At 63.9% G+C, this 25,760-nt stretch carries 23 protein-coding genes and 1 tRNA gene; 11 read left to right on the top strand and 13 right to left on the bottom strand.

What is annotated here, in order from left to right; all coding sequences use genetic code 11:
• Positions 1–5 precede the first annotated feature (5 nt).
• The 4 genes from ATJ78_RS07100 (at position 6) to ATJ78_RS07085 (ending at position 1,841) form a co-directional block, all read left to right on the top strand.
• Positions 6–431 carry a DUF1801 domain-containing protein gene (locus ATJ78_RS07100; protein WP_098406956.1) on the top strand — a complete coding sequence of 142 codons (426 nt, stop codon included), beginning with the start codon at positions 6–8 and terminating at the stop codon, positions 429–431.
• 72 nt (positions 432–503) lie between these two features.
• Positions 504–812 (top strand): DUF2249 domain-containing protein, encoded by a 309-nt coding sequence (locus ATJ78_RS07095; RefSeq protein WP_098406955.1) that lies wholly within the window; start codon positions 504–506, stop codon positions 810–812.
• Positions 809–1,327: a hypothetical protein gene (locus ATJ78_RS07090; RefSeq protein WP_098406954.1), complete on the top strand. Its 519-nt coding sequence runs from the start codon at positions 809–811 to the stop codon at positions 1,325–1,327. The genes ATJ78_RS07095 and ATJ78_RS07090 overlap by 4 nt, the downstream gene beginning before the upstream one ends.
• Positions 1,328–1,397: 70 nt before the next feature.
• Entirely contained in the window at positions 1,398–1,841 is a 444-nt protein-coding gene (locus ATJ78_RS07085; RefSeq protein ID WP_245836239.1) for a GIY-YIG nuclease family protein, read from the top strand.
• 253 nt (positions 1,842–2,094) lie between these two features.
• On the opposite strand, the gene ATJ78_RS07080 is transcribed toward ATJ78_RS07085, so the two are convergent.
• Entirely contained in the window at positions 2,095–3,615 is a 1,521-nt protein-coding gene (locus tag ATJ78_RS07080) for a SulP family inorganic anion transporter (protein WP_098406952.1), read from the bottom strand.
• A 168-nt stretch (positions 3,616–3,783) separates the two neighbouring features.
• On the opposite strand from ATJ78_RS07080, the gene ATJ78_RS07075 reads away from it, so the two are divergent.
• Both ATJ78_RS07075 and ATJ78_RS07070 read left to right on the top strand, forming a co-directional pair.
• Positions 3,784–4,140 (top strand): MerR family transcriptional regulator, encoded by a 357-nt coding sequence (locus ATJ78_RS07075; RefSeq protein WP_098409260.1) that lies wholly within the window; start codon positions 3,784–3,786, stop codon positions 4,138–4,140.
• Between the two features lie 146 nt (positions 4,141–4,286).
• Positions 4,287–5,216 (top strand): DUF2510 domain-containing protein, encoded by a 930-nt coding sequence (locus tag ATJ78_RS07070; RefSeq protein ID WP_098406951.1) that lies wholly within the window; start codon positions 4,287–4,289, stop codon positions 5,214–5,216.
• A 126-nt stretch (positions 5,217–5,342) separates the two neighbouring features.
• Here ATJ78_RS07070 and ATJ78_RS07065 read toward each other — a convergent pair.
• From ATJ78_RS07065 to ATJ78_RS07050, 4 genes are all read right to left on the bottom strand, one after another.
• Positions 5,343–5,433: transfer RNA gene (locus ATJ78_RS07065), tRNA-Ser, on the bottom strand.
• A gap of 69 nt (positions 5,434–5,502) precedes the next feature.
• A complete protein-coding gene (locus ATJ78_RS07060) occupies positions 5,503–6,873 on the bottom strand; it encodes an NAD-dependent succinate-semialdehyde dehydrogenase (RefSeq protein ID WP_098406950.1) in 1,371 nt (456 codons plus the stop codon).
• 11 nt (positions 6,874–6,884) lie between these two features.
• Positions 6,885–8,135 carry an ectoine hydrolase gene (gene doeA, locus ATJ78_RS07055; RefSeq protein WP_098406949.1) on the bottom strand — a complete coding sequence of 417 codons (1,251 nt, stop codon included), beginning with the start codon at positions 8,133–8,135 and terminating at the stop codon, positions 6,885–6,887.
• An 87-nt stretch (positions 8,136–8,222) separates the two neighbouring features.
• Complete coding sequence (locus ATJ78_RS07050) at positions 8,223–9,470, bottom strand: aspartate aminotransferase family protein (protein WP_098406948.1); 1,248 nt, start codon at positions 9,468–9,470, stop codon at positions 8,223–8,225.
• A 126-nt stretch (positions 9,471–9,596) separates the two neighbouring features.
• Between ATJ78_RS07050 and radA the strand changes: the two genes are divergently transcribed.
• Positions 9,597–10,955 (top strand): DNA repair protein RadA, encoded by a 1,359-nt coding sequence (gene radA, locus ATJ78_RS07045; RefSeq protein WP_098406947.1) that lies wholly within the window; start codon positions 9,597–9,599, stop codon positions 10,953–10,955.
• A 2-nt stretch (positions 10,956–10,957) separates the two neighbouring features.
• Here radA and ATJ78_RS07040 read toward each other — a convergent pair whose 3' ends face one another.
• The 5 genes from ATJ78_RS07040 to ATJ78_RS07020 all read right to left on the bottom strand — a co-directional run bounded on the left by ATJ78_RS07040 (position 10,958) and on the right by ATJ78_RS07020 (position 18,605).
• Positions 10,958–11,368, bottom strand: coding sequence for an SseB family protein (locus tag ATJ78_RS07040; protein WP_098406946.1), 411 nt, complete (start codon positions 11,366–11,368; stop codon positions 10,958–10,960).
• 40 nt (positions 11,369–11,408) lie between these two features.
• A complete protein-coding gene (locus tag ATJ78_RS07035) occupies positions 11,409–12,047 on the bottom strand; it encodes a hypothetical protein (protein ID WP_098406945.1) in 639 nt (212 codons plus the stop codon).
• 134 nt (positions 12,048–12,181) lie between these two features.
• Positions 12,182–14,656: a bifunctional metallophosphatase/5'-nucleotidase gene (locus tag ATJ78_RS07030; RefSeq protein ID WP_098406944.1), complete on the bottom strand. Its 2,475-nt coding sequence runs from the start codon at positions 14,654–14,656 to the stop codon at positions 12,182–12,184.
• Positions 14,657–14,728: 72 nt separating this feature from the next.
• Entirely contained in the window at positions 14,729–17,770 is a 3,042-nt protein-coding gene (locus ATJ78_RS07025; RefSeq protein ID WP_098406943.1) for an ExeM/NucH family extracellular endonuclease, read from the bottom strand.
• A 331-nt stretch (positions 17,771–18,101) separates the two neighbouring features.
• Entirely contained in the window at positions 18,102–18,605 is a 504-nt protein-coding gene (locus ATJ78_RS07020; RefSeq protein WP_098406942.1) for an amino-acid N-acetyltransferase, read from the bottom strand.
• A 117-nt stretch (positions 18,606–18,722) separates the two neighbouring features.
• On the opposite strand from ATJ78_RS07020, the gene ATJ78_RS07015 reads away from it, so the two are divergent.
• Both ATJ78_RS07015 and ATJ78_RS07010 read left to right on the top strand, forming a co-directional pair.
• A complete protein-coding gene (locus tag ATJ78_RS07015; RefSeq protein WP_098406941.1) occupies positions 18,723–19,649 on the top strand; it encodes a Ppx/GppA family phosphatase in 927 nt (308 codons plus the stop codon).
• 360 nt (positions 19,650–20,009) lie between these two features.
• Positions 20,010–20,750 (top strand): PDDEXK family nuclease, encoded by a 741-nt coding sequence (locus ATJ78_RS07010; RefSeq protein WP_143741388.1) that lies wholly within the window; start codon positions 20,010–20,012, stop codon positions 20,748–20,750.
• Positions 20,751–20,810: 60 nt separating this feature from the next.
• On the opposite strand, the gene ATJ78_RS07005 is transcribed toward ATJ78_RS07010, so the two are convergent.
• From ATJ78_RS07005 to ATJ78_RS06995, 3 genes are all read right to left on the bottom strand, one after another.
• Entirely contained in the window at positions 20,811–21,266 is a 456-nt protein-coding gene (locus ATJ78_RS07005) for an iron chaperone (RefSeq protein WP_098406939.1), read from the bottom strand.
• 97 nt (positions 21,267–21,363) lie between these two features.
• Entirely contained in the window at positions 21,364–21,978 is a 615-nt protein-coding gene (locus ATJ78_RS07000; RefSeq protein ID WP_098406938.1) for a VOC family protein, read from the bottom strand.
• A gap of 132 nt (positions 21,979–22,110) precedes the next feature.
• Positions 22,111–24,648 carry an ATP-dependent Clp protease ATP-binding subunit gene (locus ATJ78_RS06995; RefSeq protein ID WP_098409259.1) on the bottom strand — a complete coding sequence of 846 codons (2,538 nt, stop codon included), beginning with the start codon at positions 24,646–24,648 and terminating at the stop codon, positions 22,111–22,113.
• 213 nt (positions 24,649–24,861) lie between these two features.
• On the opposite strand from ATJ78_RS06995, the gene ATJ78_RS06990 reads away from it, so the two are divergent.
• Both ATJ78_RS06990 and ATJ78_RS06985 read left to right on the top strand, forming a co-directional pair.
• On the top strand, positions 24,862–25,524 hold the full coding sequence (locus tag ATJ78_RS06990) for a hypothetical protein (RefSeq protein WP_098406937.1): 663 nt from the start codon (positions 24,862–24,864) through the stop codon (positions 25,522–25,524).
• Complete coding sequence (locus ATJ78_RS06985) at positions 25,524–25,754, top strand: helix-turn-helix domain-containing protein (protein ID WP_098406936.1); 231 nt, start codon at positions 25,524–25,526, stop codon at positions 25,752–25,754. The genes ATJ78_RS06990 and ATJ78_RS06985 overlap by 1 nt, the downstream gene beginning before the upstream one ends.
• Positions 25,755–25,760: the final 6 nt, after the last annotated feature.

Here is a 25,760-nt window from a genome sequence, read left to right as displayed (position 1 = left end):
GAAGCATGTCTGAGCAGAAGACCCGCCCCACCGACGCATCCGTCACCGATTTCATCGACAGTGCGACGCCGGCACGCCGTCGAACCGACGGCCACCGCCTCGACGAGATTATGCGCGACGTCACGGGCGTTGAGCCCGTTCTGTGGGGCCCGTCGATCGTCGGGTACGGCAGCTTCCACTACGTCTCCCCTGCCAACGCGCGCACCCACGGCGACTGGCCCAAGGTGGGGTTCTCGCCCCGCAAAGCGTCACTGTCGCTCTACGGCCTGAAGGACCTCCCCGCAGGAGCCGCGCTGCTGCCGAAGCTCGGAACGTACACGGAGGGCGCCGGCTGCGTCTATGTCAAGACGCTCGACGACATTGATGAGGCGGTGCTGCGCGAGCTGATAGCGATCGCCTGGTCCAGAGACGATGACGATGACGGATGCTGATATGAGCGGCCGGGCGGGCGAGTAACCGTCGCACGACCCTAGCCCTGCGGTCTCGGTGCTACGTTCGAGAGTATGAAGCAGCCCATCTCTCTCAACTCCGCGGATTCTCACGGCCACTCCTGCGCGTGCGGGGAAGCTGATGAGGCGCTTCCGGAGCTCGACGTTCAGACGATTCCCCACGCCGTGCGGCACGCGGCGATCTTCGGCGCCCTCGAGAGCCTCGCGCCGCACGCCGGCATGATCATCTCGGCCACGCACAACCCATTCCCGCTTCTCGCGCAGTTGGAGCGCAAGCATCCCGAAGCTTTCGAGATCACGTACCTCGACGAGGGGCCCGAACGCTGGCGCATCAAGTTCGTGCGCCGCGCCACGGCAGAATGAGCAGTTCCGGCGGCGGCGACCGTCGCGAGCCGAGGGATGCGTCGGGCGACAGCATCCTCGCCATTCGCCGCAGCAGCATTCCGTTTCTCTGGGTCGGCACGATCGCGATCATCGTCGGCGGCCTCATCGCCGCGGTCACCTCGCCCCTGAATCTCGAGCACGGCTCGTGGGCTTCCGCATACATCGTGCTCATCGTAGGCGTCGCGCTGATCTTCTTCGGTGTCACGCAGTCGCTCCTGACCGAGCGCGTCACGGGGCGCACGGCCGCCATTGAGATCAGCGGGTGGATGCTGGGAAGCCTCGCCGTACTCGGCGGAACCCTGGTCGAGACTCCGTGGGTCGTCGACGTGGGCGGCGCCATCCTCGTTCTCACGCTCGTCGTGTTCGCGCTCGCCGTGCGCACGGGAACACGAACGCGTGCGACCTGGCCTCTGTGGACGTTCCGTTTTGTGCTGATCGTCATCGTCGTCAGCATCCCGATCGGACTTGTCCTCTCGCATCTGCGGCACGGCTGACTACTCGTTGCGCATCCTGCCCGAGACCACCCGGCGCTTCCCTGTCAGCGGTGCCGGTTAGTCTGATCTCGTGGCGACAGAGGGAAACAGCGTACAGGGCGCCATGCCGGGTCCGTGCCTGCTGTGTGGATCGGCGGTCGGCGTGCGCCGGTCGAACGGATGGCATTGCGGCATCTGCTCATGGCGAGTTGGCGACGTTCCCGACCCTGAGCTTCCGCTCCCCCGCGTTGACGTCGTCTATTACATTCGCTATGCCGACCGCGTGAAGATCGGCACGTCACACAAGCCTCGCCAGCGCCTCAGAGCGCTGTGGCACAACGAGCTTCTCGCGTTCGAGCCCGGTGGACGGGACGTCGAGCGGCGGCGTCACATGCAGTTCGCTCACCTGCGCGAGGGTGGCGAGTGGTTTCGCGCCGACACTGTGATCCTCGAGCACGCCGCGGCACTCTCGGCTGCCGGCGATCCGTGGCATGCTTACGCGCGCTGGGTGAGCAAAGCGCTGAGCGCGCGATGAAACCGTGTCTCCTCCCGCGTCGGGCCGACGCGGGAGGAGACACGGCTCTGCGATTGCAGAGATGCTGTGAATCGGGATGTGAAGTCGCATGACCTCCGCCAGCGCATCCACGGCTGAACTCAGCAACGCGTCTGCGTGACAAGAAGGGGGAAACTCATCACGAGTCCACGCTCCCCGAGAACATGAGCTTTCGTCAACCCCGCATTCGAGGGGTGGGCCTGCGTGGAGCCTCGACCACGTGGGCGTTCAGCGCTCAGTGCCCGCCGCCGAGCTTGCCTGCCAGGCGCTGGTGCATGCGCGAGCTTGCCTCGTTGAGACCCTCGATCACGACGCGCTTGCCGTGGCGTTCGTACTTCGTCGTGATGGAATCAAGAGCAGCGACGGTCGAGGCATCCCAGATGTGCGATCCCGACATATCGATGACCACCCGGTCAGGGTCATCGGCATACTCGAACTGCGTCGTGAGGTCGTTGCTCGAGGCGAAGAACAGCTCGCCGTTCACACGGTAATTCGCCGTCGGAACTCTTGCGGCATCGTCGATGCTGCGCTCTACCGTGGCGAAGTGTGCGACGCGGCGGGCGAATACCAGCGCTGCAACGATCACTCCGAGCACGACGCCGATCGCGAGGTTGCTCGTTGCGACGACGACGGCGACCGTTGCCAGCATCACGAGAGTTTCACCTAGCGGCATCCGCTTGAGAGTGGCGGGTCGGATGCTGTGCCAGTCGAATGTTCCCACCGACACCATGATCATCACGGCGACGAGTGCCGCCATGGGGATCAGCCCGACGATGTCGCCGAGCACGACGACGAGGATCAGCAGGAAGGTACCCGCGAGGAACGTCGAAATGCGTGTGCGAGCACCGGAAGCCTTGACGTTGATCATGGTCTGCCCGATCATCGCGCAGCCGCCCATTCCGCCGAACAGTCCCGAGAGCACGTTCGCGGTGCCCTGCCCGAGTGCTTCACGAGTCTTGCGTGAATGCGTGTCGGTGATCTCGTCGACGAACTTCGCCGTCATGAGAGACTCCAGCAGCCCGACCACCGCCATCGCGAGCGAGAACGGCGCGATGATCGTGAACGTCTCCCACGTGAGAGGAACGTTCGGAATGAACAGCTCGGGGAGGCTCTTGGGCAGTTCGCCCTCGTCTCCGACGTTCGGCACGTTGAGGGCCATCACGAGCGTCACGGCCGTGATGAGCACAATGGCCACGAGCGGTGCGGGCACCACCTTCGTGAGCTTCGGCATGAACACCATGATGAGAATGCCCACGGCGACGAGCGGGTACACGAGCCACGGCACTCCGATGAGATGCGGCAGCTGAGCCATGAAGATCAGGATCGCGAGCGAGTTGACGAATCCGATCATCACACTGCGCGGAATAAATCGCATGAGCTTGGTAACGCCCAGTACGCCGAGCACGATCTGAAAGATTCCGGCCAAAATCACCGTGGCGATGAAGTAGTCGAACCCGTACTCGCGCGACACCGGAGCGATCACGAGGGCGACGGCGCCGGTGGCTGCCGAGATCATGGCCGGTCGTCCCCCGACGAAGGCGATCGTGACGGCCATGATGAACGACGAGAACAGGCCGACGCGCGGGTCGACGCCGGCGATGATCGAGAACGAGATTGCTTCGGGAATCAGAGCGAGTCCGACCACGAGACCGGCGAGCACCTCTCGCGTCAGAAGCTTCGGGCTGCGCAACGCCTGAAGCACGGTCGGTTCGGGGCGATACCGGTTGGCATCGATGGATGAGGGCGCGATCGCCATGGGGACTCCTTGAGAGGACTGTCGGAAGGGCTTTGAGGCGCCACGGTGCGCCGGTCTCGCGAACGAGTGCGAGAACAGAGATGACGAGGTGAAGGGGAACAGCGGTTCCCAGCTTCCTGCAAAGACTCTACCCTAACGTGAGGGTAGAGTTCATATGTGACCGAGACCATGATGCACATCGGAGAACTCGCTGAACGCAGTGAGCTGTCGCTGCGAACGCTCCGCCACTACGACGAGATCGGGCTGCTCAGAGCGTCAGGACGTTCTGAGGGCGGGTTCCGGCTGTACTCCGAAGATGATCTTGCGCGGCTCCTCGTCATCAGGAGGATGAAGCCGCTGGGATTCAGCCTTGAGCAGATGGCGGAGCTCCTCGAGATCGTCGATGCACGTGAGGCGAAGAACCCCGATCCGACGGTGAGAGACCTCTTAAACACTTACATAGAGGATGCTGTCGAGCGCCGTGACAAGCTCGCGCGCCAACTCGCGATGGCCGACGAGTTCGTGGAGCTGCTCCGCAGTATCTAACAGGCACCCTGCGCTCGATCGCCTGAGCACACTGCGCAGCTCTCGTCGTTGTCTTGTGATCACACCGACTCTTCGAACCGCCTCGTTCACCACACATCCCCAGTTCTGGTCACTTCTGCTCTGTCCCGCAGCGAAAGTGCCTGCGAATGATGAGACCGTGCCAATATGAACTCATGAATGCGCAGGCTCCAGCAGGCTGGTACCCGGACACGAATGGCGACTCCCGGTATTGGGACGGCTCTGCGTGGACAGACATGGTTCAAGAACCGAATCGTGGCGTCGAACGTCAAACTGATGCGATCCCGAACCCGGAAGGCGTATTCTCCAAGCTCAAAAAGGTCGCTGGGGACAAGCAAGCGGCGAGACGGACGACGAAAGCAGAACTGGAACGTAAGCACTCCGAATCTGCACAATCAGCTGGTGCGCTCGTAACAAGTGGGGTCTTCGGAACGTCGACCATCGAGGTATACGAAGGCGGATACGTTCGCGTTGCCGTTGGCGACCGGAACGCTACGGCTCCCTCTGAGATCAAGCGGAAGACGCCGTACGAGAAGCTGAGGTCAATCAAGTACGTGCAACCTTCAGAAGAGAAGTCCGCGAACGCAAACTCCGCGTTGGAAGGTGCTGTCGGCTCGGCGATGACGACCCTTATCAAAGGAGGTAAGGGATTGATGAAGGCGAGCGTTCCAGGCATTGCCGTTGCTGGCGTTGCGCATTTGGCGAACGCAGAAGGTCGCCGAGCCTACCTGACGATCGCTACCGACGCAGCTATTCATACACTTACCAATGAGAGCAGCAACGGGTTCATATCTAGAGCCAATAAGGGGCACAACGAGGTCGGTATTGCCCTCGAAACCGCCGGGCTTTCCGTCCTAGCTGATGGCGACGGCAGCAAGATGCTGGAACAGGCGATAGAAACCGAGACGCCGGTCGCTACGAGGGCAGAAGCTACGCAGGTGACAGCAACTCCAACCTTGGCCGAGCGGCTCCGCGAATTGGCTGATCTTCATAAAGAGGGAATTCTCTCGGACGAAGAGTTCGCGAACGCGAAGACCAAGCTGCTTGGAGGGCTTTAACGATCGTTCTGAGCGCTCTGCGTTCAGTCTTGCTCAGAGCCAAAGTCAAGTCGCGGAGCCATCGCCTCCAGGAATAAAAACCCCCGAAGTTCCGCGTGTTTCTGCAGATCTCCGGGGGGCTTCATTTGGCGGTGACGGTGGGATTTGAACCCACGGTGGAGGGTTACTCCACACGACTTTTCGAGAGTCGCACCTTCGGCCGCTCGGACACGTCACCGCGCACAAGTGTAGAGGATTCTCACCCGACAGCGTTAATCGAGCGATGACCTCAACAGCATCCTGACCGTCACCCCTGCTTAGGCCCGACCCAGACTTGCTGCGCATTCACGAACTCATGGATGCCGTGCGGACCCAGCTCCCGGCCGTAGCCAGAGCGCTTAATGCCACCACTCGGCAACCGCGGATCCGTCTTCACGATGCCATTGACCGAGACCTGCCCCGCCTGAATGCGCGCCGCCAGCTCTTCACCGCGCTCCCTCGTCGTCCAGACGCTCGCGGCGAGCCCGTACTCGGTGTCATTCGCGAGTGCGAGCGCGTGCTCAGAATCCGACGCCTTCATGGTGACCATGATCGGGCCGAACGTCTCTTCACACCCCGCGACCATCTCGTTCGTGACGTCAGCAAGAAGCGTTACGGGATAGAAGAAGCCGTCGCCCTCGGGCAGTTCCCCTCCGAGCAGACAGCGCGCGCCGGCGGCGACAGTTTCGGTGACCTGGCGGTGCAGATTCTGCCGCAGATCGTCGCGCGCGATCGGCCCGACGTCTGTGCTCATCTCACGCGGATCACCGACGGTCAGCTTGGCGAGGCGCTCGCGCAGCTTCTCAACGAACTCGTCGTAGACAGCATCCTCGATGATGATGCGCTTCGCAGCAATGCACGACTGCCCCGCGTTGATGATGCGCGACAATGTAATCGTGTCGGCTGCGGCATCGAGATCTGCATCGGCCAGCACAATGCTCGGGTCGGACCCGCCCAGCTCGAGCACCGCGGGCTTGATCTCACTCGCCGCGATGCTCGCGACCGCGGAACCGCCCTTGTCTGAGCCCGTGAACGAGACGGCCTGAATGCGCGGATCGCGAATGACATCGGCCACGTCGGGAGTCTCGATGAGAAGGCTCAGGAAGACGCCAACCGGGGCACCGGCCCGCGCGAAGACCTCGTCGATCGCCTGGGCGCAGCCGGGCACGTGCGGGTCAGGCTTCATGATGCACGTGTTGCCCGCCATGAGCGCAGGCGCAGCAAATCGCAGCGCGAGCCAGAACGGGGCATTCCACGGGAGGATGCCGAGAACCGTGCCCAGCGGAAGGTGCTGAACATAACTGTGCGTCGCGTCGGACTCGAGGGTTTGAGGCGCGAGATAGTCTTCGGCGTTGTCAGCGTAGTGCTCGGCGCACCATGCCGCCTTCTCGACCTCGCCGAGCGCCTCCTTCATGGGCTTGCCCATCTCGTCGGTCATAAGCGGCGCCAGCTCGTCGACGTTCTCACGCAGGTACGCCGCGACGGCGCGCAGCACCCGGCCGCGGCCCTCGAATCCGAGGTCATTCCACGCGGGCTGCGCGTCGGCTGCCGCGGTGAGGGCAGCGTCGACCTCGTCAGCATCCGCCGTCTGCACCTCTCGGATCGAACGCCCCGTTCGCGGGTCGATTGCTACAAGCATGTCTTCTCCTCTCAAGCCACGCCGGGCCGAATGGGCGTCGGCGCCGGCGCCGGTTCGCCGGGCTCGGCCTCCGTCTCGTCTGGAGCGACAGCGACCTCATCTGGCTTGACGACGAAGTCTTCGTCGAGCGTGTAGAACGACTCGCATCCACGATCCGTCACCCGGATCGTGTCAGAGATACCGACCGTCTTGTCACCATCAACTCCCCACATCCACGGAATGATGTGGAAAGTCATGCCCTCCCGCAGCACGGTGGGGTCACCCTGGTTGAGGCTGGCGATGTAGCCTTCGTCCCAGCTCGGCGGGAACGCAATTCCTATGGAGTAGCCCGAGCGTGTGACGAGGCGCCCTCCGACGGCGTTGTCTGTGATGATGCTGCGCACGATGTTGTCGGCGTCCGACACCGTGAGTCCCGGGCGAATCGCCGCCTTCACCTCGGCGAGCGCGAGCTTCATGCGCTCTTGCGCGCGAAACATCGACTTCGACAGGTCGCCCAGCACGATCGTGCGCATCATTGCCGTGTGATAGCGGCGGAAGCATCCACCGATCTCGAGAAAGACGTGCTCGCCCGGCTGAACGACGCGCCCCTCCCACGTGGCGTGGCCGATCATGCTGCGTGGACCCGAGGTGACGTACGGCATGACGGCTGGAAACTCGCCGCCCGCGCGGAACATCGCCGAGCTGATCTCAGCGGCGATGTCGTTCTCGGAGACGCCGGGCGCGACAGCATCCATTCCCGCCTTCATGCCCACCTCGGTCGCGTGCGCCGCCTTGCGCATGATCTCGATCTCGGCGTCTGACTTGGTGATGCGGCCCTCTTCGACGATGCCGAAGCAGTCGAGCAGCCGCCCCTCCGTGATCGCGGAGTGAATGTAGTCCTGGTGGTACGCGGGAAAATAGTAGCTGTTTCGCTCGTAGCCCACGTCTTTCGTGTGCAGTCCGAACTCGCGCAGCGCCTGCACGAGGCTCTGAATGGCATCGCCTGTGTCGGGATACGGCCGGGTCAGCTCGACCCAGGTGCGCGCGTGCACGTTCGACTCCTCCATGCTGCGCGTGATCATGAACGGCTCACCGTCGATCGGCACAACGAGCGCTTGGAAGAACGAATACCCCGTCGTCTGATAGTCCGTCAGGTACATCAGATTCTCGGGGTCACTAATGACCACCGCATCGAGAAGCCGCTCCGCCACGCGAGCGCGCAGCTCGCTGAGGCGGCGCTCGTATTCGTCAAAGGGGAACGTCATGTCATCGCGCTGCCTCATGTCAGGCTCCTTCTGTTAGTCAGACCACCTCATGTCTGGTTCGTATCGGGTGCAGTTCTCGATGTTCAGTTGTTGGGTCGTGAAGATTCAGACGGATGCTCGAACCGCGCTCGCGAGCGTGTCGAGACCCTCCTGCAAGTCATCGTCCGGAATGGTGAGCGGCGGAATGAGCTTCAGAACGCGCCCGCCGCTGCCGCAGGCGCCGATGAGCATGCCGTTCTCGAAGCAGTGGGCGACAGCGTTCTTCGCGATCGCCCCATCGCCGACGTCGAGCGCCTGGATCATGCCACGACCGCGAACGTCGAACCCGCTGTCGGGCAGCTCGTCGGCGAGGCCCTGCAGCGCCGAACGCATCTGCCCGCCCTTGCGTGCAACGTCGTTCATGAGCTCGTCGTCGTCGAAGTATCCGAGCGCGACGGTCCCGGCGACGAACGACAGCCCCTGTCCCCGGAACGTTCCCGTGTGCTCGCCCGGTGCCCAGCGTGCGTCGTGCTCGGGCTTGACGAGGTTCATCGCGAGTGGCGTCCCGTAGCCGCCGATGCCCTTCGCCAGGCAGACGATGTCGGGGTCGAGCCCCAGTCCGTCGAAGCCGAAGTAGCTGCCGGTTCGACCGCATCCGACCTGGATGTCGTCGACGATGAACAGTGCGCCGACGTCGCGGGCGAGCTGCTGCACGGCTTGCAGCCATTCCGCGCTCGCAACGTTGACGCCGCCCTCCGCCTGAATCACCTCGACGATGAACGCTGCCGGTGCAACGCGTCCGCTTGATGGATCGTCGAGCTGAGCGCGGTAGTCATCGATCGCCTGAAGGCCTCCGCCCGGCGCCGTGTCGAAGGGCTCGCGCTCCACGTAGTCGAGAGGCACACCGGCCGCCTGACGAAAGAAGTCGTTCGCCGTGCACGCGAGCGAGCCGAGGGTCATGCCGTGGAACCCGTGCGAGAAGGCCACGATGTTTCGCCGCCCCGTCACACGGCGGGCGAGCTTCAGCGCAGCCTCCACCGCATTCGATCCCGTCGGACCCATGAACTGCATCTTGTGGTTCATGCCGCGCGGCTCGAGAATCGTGCTCGCGAACCGCTCCATGAAGTCGCGCTTCGTGGTCGTGGCCATGTCGAGGCTGTGGGCGATGCCATCTGCCTCGAGAAACTCGATCATCGCGCGCTTCATGCGCTGGTTGTTATGGCCGAAATTGAGGACGCCTGCGCCCCCGAAGAAGTCAACGTAGCTGCGACCAGCCTCGTCGACCTGCCGCGCGTTCGATGCCGAAGCAAAGACCGTCGGATACGTGCGGCTGTAGCCGCGAATCTCAGATTCCCACTTCTCGAATGCCTCCATAACCCACCTCTACCTGTCCCCGATCGGGGTGTCAAGGATTCCCATGTCCCCTGTTCGGCGGCCGTCAAGACGGGTATCGTGCGGATGCTGTCGGCGATGTCAGACCCACGCGGTAGCCTCGGTCTCATGGCAAAGACCGTATCGGCGTACGCGTGCACGGAGTGCGGCTGGCAGACAGCGAAATGGGTGGGGCGCTGCGGCGAGTGCCAGCAGTGGGGCACCGTCGTCGAAGCCGGCCAGCAGAGCGGAATCCAGAAGCGGGTTTCAGCCGCGGCTGTCACGACAGAGCGTCGCGCGCGCCCCATCACTCACGTCGCCGCGTCGTCGATCTCGCACTGGCCGAGCGGAGTCTCCGAGTTCGATCGGGTGCTTGGCGGTGGACTCGTTCCGGGGGCGGCGATTCTGGTGTCTGGCGAGCCGGGGGTCGGCAAATCGACGCTGCTGCTCGAGGTGGCAGCGCGCACCGCTCGAGCAAAGTCACGCGTGCTCTACGTGAGCGCCGAAGAGTCCGTGAGCCAGGTTCGCCTGCGTGCCGAGCGCACCGGTGCGCTCCACGAGAATCTATTTCTCGCGGCAGAGACCGACCTTTCCACGGTTCTGGGGCAGATCGAATCGGTCGACCCCGACCTGCTCATCGTCGACTCCGTGCAGACGGTGGCCAGCAGCACCGTCGACGGGCTTCCAGGCCAGCCGAGCCAGGTTCGCGAGGTCGCTGCAGCGCTCATTCGTGTTGCCAAGGAGCGTTCGCTGCCGCTGCTGCTCGTCGGGCACGTCACCAAAGACGGCACGATCGCTGGCCCGCGACTGCTCGAGCATCTCGTAGACGTCGTATGCCAGTTCGAGGGCGACCGGCAGACGGCCTTGCGCTTTATCCGCGCCCTCAAGAACAGATTCGGCCCGACAGACGAGGTCGGATGCTTCGAGATGACGGGCTCCGGCATCGCCGAGGTACCCGACCCCTCGCGCCTCTTCCTCAGTCGCGGCGCTCCGGTATCGGGCACCTGTGTGACCGTCGCGATGGAGGGGCGTCGTGCTCTTCCCGTCGAGATTCAGGCGCTCGTCGTATCGTCGTCTGCGCCGAACGCCCGCCGCGTCACGAGCGGCGTCGATTCCAGTCGCGTCTCCATGCTGCTCGCGGTCCTCGAGAAGCGTGCCGGCGTCTCGGTGTCAGACTGCGATGTCTATGTCTCGACCGTCGGAGGCGTGCGCCTCACCGAGCCCTCCGCCGACCTCGCGATCGCCGTCGCAATCGCCTCTGCACGCGGAGACTGGCCCGTCTCGCACTCCCTTGCCGCGTTCGGTGAGATCAGTCTGGCCGGTGAGATCCGCCCGGTCGTCGCGGCGAAGCAGCGGCGCTCAGAGGCGACGCGCCTCGGCTACTCAAACCTTCTCGACTCGCAGGCGGGCGGTATTCAGAATGCCCTCGCTCTTGCAAAGCGATCCGGGGGTTCTCCACGCGATCGAGAGATCGATACGGCGTTCTGACGTCACTCGATCTCGAGGTCAAGCACCTTCATGATCTCGTCAGGAGCAGCCTGAAGCGGGTGCGGCCCGGCGATGTCAAAGAAGACGGTCTCAATCGACTCCCCGTGGGTGCGCAAAAAGGTGTGCAGCCAGAGGCCGTCTTGCAGACCGACGAACGGCGGAAGCGTCTCCGGCTTGTTCTTGGCGTCTGAGAACAGCAGAAGAGCGAGTTTTCCTGTCTCGGGCTGCCGGAACGTCCACACTTCACCAGCATCCGTCGGCTTGTCGCGCTGGCCCGGCTTCATCAGCGGCACGACCATGCGATCGTTGCGCAGCGCGAAGGCGACAGCCGCCATGTCCTGCTTCTCAAGGGCATCGGCGAGCACGTCAGAGCGAAACTCGGGCTGCGGTTTCTTCTTCTTGGGCTTGGCCATGGTTCCAGTCTGTCAGGTCAGAATCCGCGGCGGGCGCGTGTCAGTAGAGTGCGAACTGCGCTGTGTCTTTCGATTCGATACCCGCGATAGATGTCGTCAAGTGGTACGAGGCGCCGTCGGCGGGAACGGGCTCGCGCTCGTCGGAATCGCATGTGTCGGGGTTGCTTCGCGTTCGGTCCCACTCGATTGCAGGCTCAGAGGTCAGCGACTTTCCCGGCTTGATTGTGGTTTCGGCATTCGTCGGCTCCACCTGGCAGTCTGTCGACGTCCAATACGTGTCGTCGCCGCTCGTGATCGTGAACACCTGCTGCGACGTGCCCGCGTCGATCGTGCATGCAGCATCGCCCGTGTTCGTGATGGTCAGCGACAGTTTCGGCAGTTCCCCCGAGGCATACGTCGTCTTGTCGGTCTTCGCGACGACCTCGACGTTGTCTTTCGTGCACGCGACAGGTTCGTCCGACGCCTCCTTCTCGGCCGCCGAGGTTGTGGGCGCCGGTGTCGACGTTTCTGATTGAGCTGCGTTCTGCTTCGGTTTCTCGGCGCCCGACGAAGAGCCGGGACGCCAGATCAGCAGAACGATGATTGCGATGACAGCGATCAGCCCGGCGAGCACCCAGAGGCGCCGTTTAATGTAGACGCTGCGGGGCAGACGACCGCGTGGACCCTGATTCGTCGACATGCCCTCATGCTAGGCGTGTTATTCGCGGATGCTGTCGCGCCACGCGCGCGCAGATGAGCCTTTCGGCCGGTCCGTGCGCGACGGCGCGCGAAGGATCGGGTTCCCTTCGCGCGCCGCCGTGGCTGTGCTGGCTGTTACGAGCGGTCACCGACCTTTCGAGCGCGATACCTGCTCACGCCAAACGCCGCACCTCCAAGGGCCATCAATCCGAGAGCGATCAGCGCGAAAGGCAGAAGCTCGGAAGCCTCGGCACCGGTACGTGGCAGATCGCCCGACGCCGTGGTTCCTCCTCCAGCGCCTACCGCCGCCGCGATCGTAATGTCCTGCCAGCCGATCACGTCACCGCTGGCGTCGAGCACGACGATGCGGTGTTCTCCGGCGGGAACGTCGCTCGGAATGGTCACCTCGACAGTGCCATCGGCGCTGACCTGCACCCAGCCGTCCGACAGCTGGATCGGCTCTGAGTAGAGCCACACCGACACCCATTCACCTGCGCGGTCGGCACCGACGTCGATCGTGATGGTGTCGCCGGCCTGCGCCTCGTCGACGGTGGAAATGCCGCCCTCGGCAGCATCCGGAATGTCACTGTCGTCGACGGGAGCTGGCTCCTCGCTCGGCTTCTCGGTGCCGGGCTCGTCGGTTCCGCCATCGCCCGGAACAACGGTCACAGGAAACGTCACGACTGTGCCGTTCTCGTCGCCCGTGAGCGTCAGGGTGTGGTCGCCCTCGACGTCGGCGGGAATGGTGATGCGCGCGTTCGCGGCGCCGTCGACGACCTCGGCGGTTCCGATCTGCTCACCATCAAGCGCGATCGTCAGACCGGTCTCTTGGGGCACGTTGAGCGACGTCAGGTTGAGCTTCGAGAGGCCGAGCTCGAACGAGGTTCCCGCTTCAACGGGCTCGGTCGGAAAGCCCTCGACGGCAACCGCACGACGGTCATAGCTGGGCGACACGGGTGAGTTCGTCTTGATGTATTCCATCCAGGCATCGCGATCGATCAGACCGGAATCCTTGGTGTTGGTGCCCTCCGTGAAGACGTGGAAGTTGTCTCCGCCGTCGAGCAAGAAGCTGAAGGAACCGATGCGGTACTCGCGATCCATGTCGAGAGGCTCGCCGTTCACCGTCACTGAGGTGATGTGGTTGTCCATCTCAGCATCCGGGTCGTACGTGTACGTCACGTTGTTCGAGAGTCCGAGCTGCAGGTATGGACGGCTCGGCTGCTCGGCGTCGGGGCTGGCTGCCCGCTGCCACTGCTGCTCAAGCATGATCTTTACCTGCTCGCCGGTGAGGGTCGTGGTCCACAGGTTGTTGAGGAACGGCAGCACCGAGTTGGCCTCGGCAACCGTGATCTCTCCCTTGAACAGTTCGGCGCGAAGACCGCCCGGATTGACCACCCCGATCTCGGCGCCACCGAGCGACTCGTCACTCAGCGTCTCGAGCATGGCGTCAGCGACGAAATTGCCCAGGGTCGACTCGCTCGAGCGGTCATCGCGCACGGTCTCACCCTCATCGTTCACGTAGTACGCGGTGGTGATGTCGGCGGTTGCCGTGCCGAGGACTTTGCTTCCCTCTTCTTTCGCGAATGCGAGCGCCGCCTGCGTAGTGTCGTTGACGGCGGCGACACGAGGATACGTGTCGATTAGATCCTGGTCGTGCGCTTGCTTCTGCTCGTCCGTCGGGTCTTCCCCCGCTGAGAGCCGCGCGGTGTTGCCGAACGCCTCAGTGGTGACCGTTCCGTCCGCGGCGACGCTAAGGGTGATCTGCCCGATGTTCTCGCCGTAACTGCCGGTCTGCACGATGGCACGGCCCTCGTACTCCCAGGCGTACTGCTTGTGCGTGTGACCGGTGAAGATCGCGTCGACCTCTGCCGACGTCTCTGTCACGATCTTCGCGAAGGCTCCGCCTGCCTTAAGCTGCGCATCGAGGCTCGCGCCGTCAGAGGCCCCCTCGTGGTACTCGGCCACGATCACGTCGGCCTCGCCGTTCGACTCGTCGCCATCAGTCAGCTCCCCGGCAACCCGATTCACGGCATCGACAGGATCACCGAAGGTCAGGCCTTCGATGCCGCTCTTCGACACGAGCGAGGGAACCTCTTGCGTCACGGCGCCGATCACGCCGACGGTAATGTCCGTGCCTTCGATTGGCACGAGAGCATACTCGTCGAGAACCGGTTCACCCGCGTCGTCGTAGACGTTCGCACCAAGGTAGGGAAAGCTCTCGGGATCATTCGCTCGATCTAAGAGGTCGTCGAGTCCCTTGTCGAACTCGTGATTTCCGACGGCGGATGCCGCCAGGTCGAGGTCATTCAGCACGTCGATCGTCGGCTCGTCGTTCTGCACGCTCGACGCGTAAACGGAAGCGCCGATGTTGTCGCCAGCAGACAAGAAGATCGGGTTCACCGCTTTTGCACGCAGCTTCTCGATCGTGCCTGCAAAGGACACGGTGTTGTCGTCGATGCGACCGTGAAAGTCGTTGATGTTGATGAGGTTGATCGTGGTCGGGCCATCTTCCGCGGCGCTGGCCGAAATAGCGGTCAGCGGGGCGAGAGCCAGCCCCGCTAACGCGCCTATCGCGGTCAGACGCCTCGTTCGGCGTGTATGTGACAGCATTTCTCTCCTGGTTTCTTGGGGGTTGCGCCCGCGCGGGGCATGGTCATGGCGGGCGTGCCCGCCATGAACGTGTCAGTTGGATCGACGACGGCGTGCGACAAGCACCACTCCGCCGAGTGCCATGAGCAGCAGGGCGACGACCAGCACGGGCAATGCTTCGCTTCCGGTCCACGGCAGAGCACCGGATGCTGTCGCTCCCGCTTCTGTCACCGTGACCGCCTGCCATCCGACGACCTCGCCCGACTCCGTGACGACCGCAACGCGGTGCTCACCGAGCGGCGCGTCGTCGGGCACAATCACCGACACCGTTCCGTTGCTCGACACCTCGACGTATCCGTCGCTCAGCAGCACGGGCTCCGAGTGCAGCCACACCGCGAACGGCCCAGTCGACGCGTCCGGCGGCGTCACGGAGTAGTTCTGCCCGCGCACGAGCGTGTCGGGCAGACCGAGGTCACTCTCGAGATCGGCCGTCAGATCAGCATCGTCGACAGGGGTTGGCGCGCCAGCATCCTGGTTGTCTTCACCTTGGTCGTCACCGTCTTCTCCCTGGTCATCGCCGTCAGAGCCCTCAGTCCCCGTTTCGATTCCGACGAGCATGGGGTCGTGGTCACTCGCACGGTAGACGTCCGGAGCATAAAAGTCCGTGACGTTGTAGTTGTAGCGCGAGTACTCCAGAGCCACCGACTCGACCGAGTTGATGTTCCAGATGTCCTGCCCCGTCACCGTCGCATCTGCAGCGGGCGAAGCGAAGATGTAGTCGAGCGAGCCGACCGCACCTCCGTAGTTGTAGGTGTACTCGCCCGTCTTCGCGCCCTGGTCGACGTACCCCGCGCTCGTGATCGTGGTGATCGGGTCTTCAGCCGCATACGAGTTGAAGTCGCCGACGAGGAAGACCTTGTCGGTGTCGTGGCCCTCTGCGAAGGCGTCGGCGAAGTCGATAAGCGCTTCCGCCTGCCGTGTGCGGTCGCCGTTGAACCCGCCGATACCGTCGCCGTTGTCGCAATTGTCATCAGCAGAGTCGTTGGCGCACTCATCGGCGCTGCCCTTCGACTTGAAGTGGTTCGAGACGACGACGAACACGCTATCCGCGTCGCCGCCCACGGGCTTGAACGCCTGAGCGTCGGGTTCGCGAGCGTTCTCGAAGGCGGGGGAACCGATCAAGATCTCCGCCTCGCCCACGAGCTCGACCGCGGCGGGCTGGTAGATGAACGCCGTTCGAATGACGTCTTCGTTCTCGGGCAGTTCGGCCGGCGACGGCACGAATGCCCACACGTCGGAACCTGCCGCGTCGTTGAGCGCGTCGACGAGCACGCTCAGCGCATAGTCGCGGTCATCGTGGCCGGTCGCGAGCGAGTTCTCGATCTCTTCGAGCGACACGATATCGGCGTCGAGCGCGTTGATCGCCGCGACGATCTTTGCCTGCTGCCTCTCGAGGTTCTCGTCGTTCGCCGCGCCGCGCACCTGGCATCCCTCGGGGCTCGAGTCGCGCACCGTGATGGGGTTGCCGTCACGATCCGTGTAGAACGACGTGCAGCCTGGGCGCTCGTCGCCCGTCGTCGCGAAGTAGTTGAGCACGTTGAATGTGCCGAGTTTGAGGTCGCCGCCGACGTCTTCCGGCGCAGCCTCACGCGTGTTCTCGAATGTCGCCGGCTGCTCGGTGTCCCCTGTCACGCGGTGCGTCGGCTGAAACTTCCACGCGCTGAACCGGTAGTCGAGAACGACGGGATTGCTGAACGTGACGGCGGCGCCGACCCGCACGGGAGCCGTGAGCGACAGGTACGGCAGCGGAGTGTCGGAGTTCGCGGGATTCGTGTAGTCGACCGAGGACCCGTCATCGAGCGTCACGGCCTCGGCTTCGGCGCGCTCCACCTCAGCGGTGTAGGCATCGGTACCGGGCAGTCCCTTCACCGTCGGGTTCACGAGGGGTGAATCGGATGCTGCAAGCGCGATCTCGCCGTAACGGTTCGCCTCGTACACCTCGGTCACTGTGTAGTCACCCTGCGGCGCCACGAGCATGCCCTCGAAGAGCTCGCGCTCGGCGTCCGTGTCGGGAAACGCAATCGCCGCGGGAGTGGGCGCGACAGCATCCGCGTTCTCGTCGATGGTGATGTCGCTCTCGCTCGTGACGCGAATCTGCGTGAGTCCGAAGTACTCGTCGGCAATGCCGTTCACGGTCACCGCGTCGCCGACCTCGACGGTCACCGGAATCTCGTCCGCGTAGACGAAGATGCCATCGCTCGCGGTGTGGTCGGCAACGTCGCCGCCGGTGCCGGCCGTCTGCAGGTAGAAGCCGCTGAGCCCACCGTCCGGATACGCGGCTGTCACGACTCCCGTTGTTGTGACGGTGCTGTCCTCGTACTCGGTGCTCCAGCCCTCGCCCTGAATCTCGGCGATCGTGAGCTTCTCGCCCGGCCCGACGGGCCCGGGCGGCTCTTCTTCCTCATCGTCAACGCCCACCGTGATGTCGCCGGTGCCCTGCGGCGTAATGGCCTCGGTCAGGGTGAAGTCGTTCTTGTTGTTGTCGGTGTCGATGCCGTCGGTGCGCGAGACCGAGCGAACGTCCTTCGTGCCGTCTGGCCCCTCGGCGGCTTCACCCTCGAACGTGTTCGATGCGCCGTAGCCGAGAGCGTCGATGATTCCCGCAGCACCTGCGACGTCGCCCGGAGCCGGCGCGATGGTCTCTGTGCCGTCGACGAGCAGCAGCGTGCCGTTTGTTCCGCTCGGGTTGAGCGAGCCGTCCGCCTGCACGTTGACATCTTCGAGACTGTCGCCGGCGTCGCCATTGCTGCCGCCCGAGACCAGGTAGTAGCCTCCGGCACCAATCTCGCCGGCCAGCTCAACGATGCCGCTCGTGTCGCCATCGCCGCCGGCCGAGCGGTACTGCACGGTCATGCCGTCGAGCGAGATGGCAGCATCCGTCGGGTTATAGAGCTCGACGAACTTGTGCTCATACACGGCTCCGCCACTGCCGCCCGAGAGATACGCCTCGTTGATCACCACCCCGGTCGCGTCGGGCGCTGCGGCCGCGGGGAGCGCGGCCAAGGGAGCGCAGGCAAGCCCCAGAAGGGCGGATGCTGTCAGAGTCGCGCGTCGCCGCGCGGTCGGGGTTGTCACAGAAGGCTCTCCTCGCCACAGTGTCGTCGCGCACCCTCATTCGGGCGCGCCAATGCGCCTCGTCATCCACGTCTCTCGCGCGGCGCCAGTGCCACGCTAAGAGGCGAGGATTTCCGTTTCACAGCAAGCTGGTAAACAACTGACTACAAGCTACGGCCCAGCACCGACATTGCGGTCGAAGTCAGAAATATGCGCACGAGCGCGCATACGTGATGCTCAGATGAGCAGCACACGCCCCGAACAGGTGAATCGATCATCACCGGGTGGAGGGTGCTCCGCGAGTCACGCGGGCGTGGCGCAACGCGGCCCTGCGCCACGCCGCCGGTTCGCGTCAGAGAATGCGCAGCATCCGGGTATTGCCGAGCGTATTGGGCTTGACGCGAGCGAGATCGAGAAACTCCGCGACGCCCTCGTCTGTCGAGCGGACCAGCTCGGCGTAGACCTCGGGGTCCACGATGTCCTCGCCAATCGGCGCATAGCCATGTCGTGTGAAGAAGTCGACCTCAAACGTCAGACAGAACAGCTTCTTGAGCCCGAGCTCTCGCGCATCGTTCTGCAGGCTGTCGAGAAGCGCATGCCCGACGCCCTTGCTCAGCCACGGCTGTGCGACCGCGAGAGTGCGAACCTCTCCCAGGTCTTCCCACATCACGTGCAGCGCGCCGCAGCCGATGACCTCGCCGTCGTGTGTCTCTGCGATGCGGAACTCCTGAACGGCCTCATAGAAGACAACGCGGTCTTTGCCGAGCAGAATGCGCTCCTGCACGAGCGGCTCAATGAGCTTCTCGATCATGGGAACGTCGGCCGTCCGTGCCCACCGCACGTTGAACTCGGCCATGACTGCTCTCCACTCCCCGGGAGACCACGAACCCGGTCGGGCACGAGCATATCCCCGCATTCCTGCGAGGCGGATGAGCGGCACGCGCCACCGGTCAAGTCACGCTATCGTTCTCGTATGCGCCTCGGGGTTCTCGACGTCGGTTCCAATACGGTCCATCTGCTAATCGTCGACGCCCACCCCGGTGCTCATCCGAAGCCGATGGCAAGCCACAAGTCCGTGCTGCGCCTCATGCGCTACCTCGCGCCAGACGGTTCCATCACCGATGAGGGCGTTGACGCGATCGTCTCGGCGGTCACGGGAGCGGTCGAGCTCGCTGATCGCAGCGAGCTCGACGGGTTTCTCCCAATGGCGACATCGGCCATCCGCGAGGCGAAGAACGGCCCAGAGGTGCTGGGCATCGTCACCGAACAGACCGGGGTCGAGCTGCAGGTGCTCTCGGGCGAAGAGGAGGCCAAGCTCACGTTCCTCGCCGTACGTCGGTGGTACGGATGGTCTGCGGGCAACATCCTGCTGTTCGACATCGGCGGAGGGTCCCTCGAGATCTCCATGGGTCAAGACGAGTACCCGACCGTGGGGCTGAGCGTTCCGCTCGGTGCCGGTCGGTCGACGATCGCGTTTCTGCCCGATGACCCGCCGACGGCCGAGCAGCAAGACGCGCTTCGGCTGCATGCGCGCGGCATCCTCGAGCAGGCGCGCGACGAGTTCGCCCACATGCCGGCTCCCTCGCACATCGTCGGCTCGTCAAAGACGATTCGTTCGCTTGCACGGCTGGCCGGCTCGGTACGTGATGGGGTGGGTGACAGCGACCGGATGCTGCTGCGGCGCAGTCAGCTCGCCGATTGGGTTCCGCGGCTCGCACGGCTGCCTGCAGCATCCCGCCCCGAGCTTCCCGGCATCACGCTCGACCGCACGTTCCAGATCGTGGCGGGTGGCATCGTGCTCTCTGAGACGATGCGCGTGTTCGGCGTGAAGGAGCTCGACGTTTCGCCGTGGGCGATGCGCGAGGGCGTGCTGCTGCGCTACCTCGATCACCTGGACTGACCAGGTCGACGTCGCCCCGCCCGCTGGACTTCTTTGAGCCAAATGCACTTTCGCGCACTCCACGAACAGCCCTTCGCCTCAAACAAACGAGCACAGTGTCGTTGCTGTGGAGAACCGTCTCGCCCCTCAGCGCTTCCTGACACGCTGAGAGGCATGCCACAGCCTCGAGTTCCCCTGCCAGACGAGCTTGGCTCGTCATTCACGGTTGCGGCAGCGAAAGAGAAGGGCCTTCAGCGCGGACGTTTGAGAAGCTCCACACTCGAAGCCCCGTTTCACGGCATCCGCGTTTTGGCCTCTGCGCCCAGCCACGTCAGCGAGAACGAACGCGTTCGGCATCTCGCCGAAGCGTACAGTCCCAGAATGCGCGATTCAGACTTTTACAGCCATGAGTCGGCGGCACGATTTCACGACGCGCCTCTGCCGCCTCACGCGGATGCATCGCTACATGTCACCACCGTCCGACCACATCGCGCCGCACAGGCCAAAGGCGTCGTACCGCACAGTATTGACGAGCGCGCGGCGTCAACAATGACGCTCGATGGAATGCGCATCGCGACGCCAGCATTGACGTGGGCCATGCTGGGCGAGTCATTCGACGTGGCATGGCTCGTCGCTGTCGGGGATTTCTTCTGTCGCGTATGGCGTTTCGCCGGGTATTACAGACCGAATGCGGGACAGAAGCCGCTTGCAACACCGGACAATCTCGCTTCAGCACTCAACGCGATTCGCTGGCGCGGCATCGCTAAACTTCGGGCGGCCCTGCCCCTCATCAGACTCGACTCGTGGTCTCCCATGGAGTCGCTGACGCGCGTCCATCTCGTGACGAGCGGGCTGCCGGAGCCTGACCTCAACCGAGACGCCTACGACAGATTTGGCGTTCATCTGGGCTGTCTCGACATGTCGTACCCCGAGCTGAAGATCGCCGTGGAATATCAGGGCCAGCTGCACGGCCGGCAGTATGCGCGCGATATCGAGCGCGTTGAGCGCCTGCGCGCTGAGGGGTGGATCGTCATCCAGGTCACTTCAGAGCTGCTCAAAGATCGCACGGCGCTCGTTCGCCGCGTCCGCGACGCGCTCGTCTCACGCGGATGGAGTGCCTGAAATGCACCGAGAGCGGAACCTCACTCAGACTGAGGTCCCGCTCTCTGGTTCGACCAGTGCTCAGCTGGAACGCGTTGCCGCCGTCACGGCATCAATGATCGAGGCCTCCACCGTCGGTGTCCACGCTGCGACCGCCCACGAGACAGGCCACATGTCGCCGTCGTCGAGTGTCGCAGCATCCTGAAATTCAAGCGTCGCGTATCGCGTCTTGAACTTGCCCGCATGCTTGAACGTGACGACGACCTTGCCCGCGTCGTTCGCATAGGCGGGCATGCCGTACCAGGTCTTCGGCGAGAGCTCGGGGGCTGTCGCGGTGATCGTCGCGTGCACGCGCTCAGCCAGCTCGCGGTCGTGCTCGGGCATTCCGGCGATTGCGTCGAGAGCGGCCTGTAGTTCGTCGGCCTTCTTCGCCCCTTTCTTGCCTTCGGCGCGCAGCTCAGCGCTGCGGGTCTTCATGGCGGCGCGCTCTTCAGCGGTGAATCCGCCGGACGTTGCTGTCTCGGTCTTCGTCGACATGAGTGTTCTCCCTCGATTGTGTGGTGCTGTCTGGTCGGTACGGTGTGCTTCGGCGAGTGCCTGCTGCCAAAGCGGATGACACATGATGATATTCCCGTCAGGCCCAGGCAAAGCCGTCGGGGTCGGTGAATTGTCCGCGAGCGTTCTCGAGCACGAGGCGGTGGGACCCGCTGCCGTCGGCCGGCACGCCCGCGTCTTTCGCGAGAGCGTTGCGCTTGTAGAGGCCCAGCTTGATCGAGCCCTGCGGGGTGTCAAACTCCACGTAGCTGCCGAAGCTCTTTCCCGGCGTGAAGCCGTGCTCAACGTAGAAGCGCTTGCTCGCGGGAACATCGGATGCTGCGAGAAGCACGACGACGTCGTCAATGCGACGACTCGGCGGCTCTGTGTTCTTCTTCTTCGACGTGGCCACCTTCACGATGGTTCCGTCCGGTGCCTGCACCGTGCCGCCAAACCCCCAGAGGGACTTCGCCGCCGGCTTGATCACCGACGCTCCCGCCGCGATCGCGGCGTTGAGGATGGCCTCGGCGTTGGCCGGCTGCGAGACGATGAGCGAGATCGTGAATCCGCGGAAGCCTTCCGACGGCTCCGACGCCTCGCTCAGGGAGAGGCGATCTCCGAGCCCGAGCTCGGCGTAGAAGCTCTCGGCGGCCGCCGGGTCGGTGACCTCGAGAGTGATGGATGTGAGTGCGTTTACTGCTGTCGTCGTGTTCATGCTTCAACACTAGAAACGCGACGTACGCGCTACTTCTCGATTCGTGATCGATCATCGGCGCGCACCACGACCATACGCAAAGCGGGGCTGCTGACACTGTCAACGGCCCCGCTCTGCGTGGTGATGATGCGGCTACTCGCCCGGGTTGTCGGTGATCGCCAGGTCGGGCGTCGCCCCACCCGTGCCGAGCGATGCTCCCGAGTTGATGCCCGCACCCACGGACTCCTTGCGCTGCGTCGTCGTGAAGACGAACGCGCCGTCGGCGAAGTCGACGTGAACGTGGTCGCCCGGGTTGAGCTCGCCGTGGAGAATCTTCTCGCTGAGTTCGTCCTCCACCTCGCTCTGCATGGCACGACGCAGCGGTCGTGCACCGAGCGCGGGGTCGAAACCGACGTCGATGAGGCGCTCCTTGGCCGGAACCGTCAGCTCGACGGTCATGTCGCGATCCAACATCCGCTCGCCCAGGCGCTTCGTGAACAGATCGACGATCTGCAGAAGCTCCGACTTCGACAGCTGCGGGAACACGATCGTGTCGTCGACACGGTTGAGGAACTCGGGCTTGAAGTGCTTCTTGAGCTCTTCGTTGACCTTGGCCTTCATGGTCTCGTAGTTGGTCGCCGTGTCGCCCTCCACCTGGAAGCCGACCGGTCCGCCCGCGATGCCCTTCGAACCGAGGTTGGTCGTCATGATGATGACTGTGTTCTTGAAGTCGACGATGCGCCCCTGACCATCGGTCAGACGTCCCTCCTCCAGCACCTGGAGCAGCGAGTTGAAGATGTCGGGGTGAGCCTTCTCGATCTCGTCGAACAGTACAACGCTGAACGGCTTGCGACGCACCTTCTCGGTGAGCTGGCCGCCCTCTTCGAAGCCGACGAACCCGGGAGGGGCACCGAACAGCCGCGAGACGGTGTGCTTCTCGCCGTACTCACTCATGTCGAGCGAGATCAGGGCGTCTTCGTCGTCGAACAAGAACTCCGCGAGCGCCTTGGCCAGCTCGGTCTTTCCGACGCCGGTCGGGCCGGCGAAGATGAACGAACCGCTGGGCCGCTTCGGGTCCTTGAGGCCGGCGCGCGTGCGGCGGATCGTGCGGGCGAGTGCCGAAATTGCCTCGTCCTGCCCGATGACACGTTCGTGCAGCGCCTTCTCCATGAAGACGAGTCGGCTGGACTCCTCCTCGGTGAGCTTGAAGACCGGGATGCCGGTGGCCTGAGCGAGCACCTCGGCGATGAGTCCCTCATCCACCGTTGCCGTCGCCTTGACCTCTCCGGCTCGCCACTGCTTCTCGAGGCGCAGACGCTCGGCGAGCAGGTTCTTCTCTTCGTCGCGCAGGCTCGCTGCCTTCTCGAAGTCCTGGTCTTCGATCGCGGCTTCCTTGTTGTGGCGAACGCCCGAGATCTTCTCGTCGAACTCGCGCAGCTCGGGCGGGCTCGACAGAATCGACAGGCGCAGACGCGCGCCGGCCTCGTCGATCAGGTCAATGGCCTTGTCCGGAAGGAAGCGGTCGGCAACGTAGCGGTCCGAGAGGTTCGCCGCGGCCACGAGCGCGCCATCGGTGATGGACACCTTGTGGTGCGCTTCGTAGCGGTCGCGCAGACCCTTCAGAATGTTGATCGTGTGCGGCAGCGACGGCTGGTCGACCTGAATCGGCTGGAAGCGTCGTTCGAGCGCAGCATCCTTCTCGAAGTGCTTGCGGTACTCGTCGACGGTCGTCGCACCGATGGTCTGCAGCTCGCCGCGAGCGAGAAGGGGCTTCAGGATGCTGGCGGCGTCAATCGCGCCCTCAGCGGCACCCGCACCGACAAGCGTGTGGATCTCGTCGATGAAGACGATGATGTCGCCGCGCGTGCGGATCTCCTTCGTCACCTTCTTGAGGCGCTCTTCGAAGTCACCGCGGTAGCGGCTGCCAGCAATGAGCGACCCGAGGTCGAGCGAGTAGACCTGCTTGTCTTTGAGCGTCTCGGGCACTTCGCCCTTGACGATCGACTGCGCGAGTCCCTCGACGACGGCCGTCTTGCCGACACCAGGCTCACCGATCAGTACGGGGTTGTTCTTGGAGCGGCGAGACAGAATCTGCATGACCCGCTCGATCTCCTTCTCGCGCCCGATCACGGGGTCGAGCTTGTTGTCGCGAGCCGCCTGAGTCAGGTTGCGACCGAACTGGTCGAGCACCTGCGAGCCGCCTTGCGGGGCCGACTCGTTCGCGCCTGCGCCGACAGACGCCGCTTCTTTCCCCTGGTAGCCCGAGAGCAGCTGGATGACCTGCTGGCGGACGCGATTGAGGTCGGCACCGAGCTTCACGAGCACCTGTGCAGCGACTCCCTCGCCCTCGCGAATGAGGCCAAGCAGAATGTGCTCGGTTCCGATGTAGTTGTGGCCGAGCTGCAGCGCTTCGCGCAGGCTCAGCTCGAGAACCTTCTTGGCACGCGGCGTGAACGGGATGTGCCCCGTCGGCGGCTGCTGGCCGGTTCCGATGATGTCGGTCACCTGCTCGCGCACGGCGTCGAGCGAGATTCCCATAGACTCAAGCGCCTTTGCGGCGACGCCCTCGCCCTCGTGGATGAGACCGAGCAGAATGTGCTCGGTTCCGATGTAGTTGTGGTTCAGCAGCTTGGCCTCTTCTTGGGCCAAGACGACGACGCGGCGGGCGCGGTCGGTGAATCTCTCGAACATCTTCACTCCTTTCGACACCTCGGGCTTAAGTGGCGTCGATACTGACAGCGTAACGAGCATTTGGCTCCTCTCAGCCCCTGTTCGCCCACGGCGTGACGGCGAAACCTCTCGATCCGGGTGCCGATCGTCTTCGCCACCGTGAGGTTGACAGAGATAACGACTATCGATAACTTATCGTTTATCGCTAATAACGATCTTCGATAAGGACCGACAATGACGGATGCTGACACGCAGCGCGCTTCTCGCCCAACGCGCTCTCGCACGGAGCGCATCGAGCGCTACCTTCTTCAGGTGATCGCCACGGGCGCCGTGATGTTCAGCATCATCAATGTCTGGGCCGCCGTCTCGCGGGCGATCTACATGCTCACCTCCCCCGCGATTCAGGTCGACGGAATGTTTGCGGCAACGGATCGCCCCGACCTGGTTGCTGACTTCGCGGCCGTGACCGGTGCAGCATCCACCACCGCCAACGTCACCGTCTCCGGGCTGCCGTTGGCAGCGCGCTGGTGGCTCGTCGCCGCCGATGCCCTGCCCGTTCTCACCGGGCTCGGTGTCGCTGCGGTGATCATCGTCTTCGTCGTCGGCGTGCTGCGCGGCCGCCCATTCGGCTCGATGACGCTCGTGGGGCTCGTCGCCTTTGCGGCGCTCGCACTCGTCGGCGACTGGGGTCACGGCGTTCTTCAGGCCATCGCGCACGGCGAAGTCGCCTCGTATCTCGATGGCTCGGCAGCATCCGGAATCTCGGCGAACGACGTCTTCAGCCTGTCGTTGGATATCTCAATGTCGCCGCTGGTTTGGGCAATTGCCCTTGCGGTCATCGCGGCAGCGTTTGAGATCGGCCGCCGCATGCAGCGCGACACGGAAGGACTCGTCTGATGGCGCCGCGCGAGCCCGACGCCGAGCCGAGCGGCATCCACTGTCGTCTTGACGAGCTGCTCGCCGAGCGCGACATGACACTCACGCAACTGAGCGACATCGTCGGCGTGAGCATCGTCAACCTCTCGGTGCTCAAGAACGACAGGGCGAAGGCGATCCGGTTTTCGACGCTCGTCGCCATCTGCGATGCCCTGAGGTGCTCCCCCGGCGACCTACTCGTGCGGGGCTGAGGCCCC

Source organism: Paramicrobacterium agarici, assembly GCF_002563955.1.
Classification (GTDB): Bacteria; Actinomycetota; Actinomycetes; order Actinomycetales; family Microbacteriaceae; genus Paramicrobacterium; species Paramicrobacterium agarici.
Note: the sequence above shows the minus strand (reverse complement) of the source record. Positions and strands in the feature narration are given on the sequence as shown.

Excerpts from the sequence above, each read along its gene's own strand:
- ATJ78_RS07050 (WP_098406948.1), bottom strand. The coding sequence starts at position 9,470 with ATGGAGGCATTCGAGAAGTGGGAATCTGAGATTCGCGGCTACAGCCGC.
- ATJ78_RS07005 (WP_098406939.1), bottom strand. The coding sequence starts at position 21,266 with ATGTCGACGAAGACCGAGACAGCAACGTCCGGCGGATTCACCGCTGAA.
- ATJ78_RS06985 (WP_098406936.1), top strand. The coding sequence starts at position 25,524 with ATGGCGCCGCGCGAGCCCGACGCCGAGCCGAGCGGCATCCACTGTCGT.
- ATJ78_RS07000 (WP_098406938.1), bottom strand. The coding sequence starts at position 21,978 with ATGAACACGACGACAGCAGTAAACGCACTCACATCCATCACTCTCGAG.
- ATJ78_RS07040 (WP_098406946.1), bottom strand. The coding sequence starts at position 11,368 with ATGGCCAAGCCCAAGAAGAAGAAACCGCAGCCCGAGTTTCGCTCTGAC.
- ATJ78_RS07020 (WP_098406942.1), bottom strand. The coding sequence starts at position 18,605 with ATGGCCGAGTTCAACGTGCGGTGGGCACGGACGGCCGACGTTCCCATG.
- ATJ78_RS06995 (WP_098409259.1), bottom strand. The coding sequence starts at position 24,648 with ATGTTCGAGAGATTCACCGACCGCGCCCGCCGCGTCGTCGTCTTGGCC.
- doeA (WP_098406949.1), bottom strand. The coding sequence starts at position 8,135 with ATGAGGCAGCGCGATGACATGACGTTCCCCTTTGACGAATACGAGCGC.
- ATJ78_RS07070 (WP_098406951.1), top strand. The coding sequence starts at position 4,287 with ATGATGAGACCGTGCCAATATGAACTCATGAATGCGCAGGCTCCAGCA.
- radA (WP_098406947.1), top strand. The coding sequence starts at position 9,597 with ATGGCAAAGACCGTATCGGCGTACGCGTGCACGGAGTGCGGCTGGCAG.
- ATJ78_RS07010 (WP_143741388.1), top strand. The coding sequence starts at position 20,010 with ATGCGCGATTCAGACTTTTACAGCCATGAGTCGGCGGCACGATTTCAC.
- ATJ78_RS07030 (WP_098406944.1), bottom strand. The coding sequence starts at position 14,656 with ATGCTGTCACATACACGCCGAACGAGGCGTCTGACCGCGATAGGCGCG.
- ATJ78_RS07095 (WP_098406955.1), top strand. The coding sequence starts at position 504 with ATGAAGCAGCCCATCTCTCTCAACTCCGCGGATTCTCACGGCCACTCC.
- ATJ78_RS07075 (WP_098409260.1), top strand. The coding sequence starts at position 3,784 with ATGATGCACATCGGAGAACTCGCTGAACGCAGTGAGCTGTCGCTGCGA.
- ATJ78_RS07100 (WP_098406956.1), top strand. The coding sequence starts at position 6 with ATGTCTGAGCAGAAGACCCGCCCCACCGACGCATCCGTCACCGATTTC.
- ATJ78_RS06990 (WP_098406937.1), top strand. The coding sequence starts at position 24,862 with ATGACGGATGCTGACACGCAGCGCGCTTCTCGCCCAACGCGCTCTCGC.
- ATJ78_RS07060 (WP_098406950.1), bottom strand. The coding sequence starts at position 6,873 with ATGCTTGTAGCAATCGACCCGCGAACGGGGCGTTCGATCCGAGAGGTG.
- ATJ78_RS07090 (WP_098406954.1), top strand. The coding sequence starts at position 809 with ATGAGCAGTTCCGGCGGCGGCGACCGTCGCGAGCCGAGGGATGCGTCG.
- ATJ78_RS07015 (WP_098406941.1), top strand. The coding sequence starts at position 18,723 with ATGCGCCTCGGGGTTCTCGACGTCGGTTCCAATACGGTCCATCTGCTA.
- ATJ78_RS07035 (WP_098406945.1), bottom strand. The coding sequence starts at position 12,047 with ATGTCGACGAATCAGGGTCCACGCGGTCGTCTGCCCCGCAGCGTCTAC.
- ATJ78_RS07080 (WP_098406952.1), bottom strand. The coding sequence starts at position 3,615 with ATGGCGATCGCGCCCTCATCCATCGATGCCAACCGGTATCGCCCCGAA.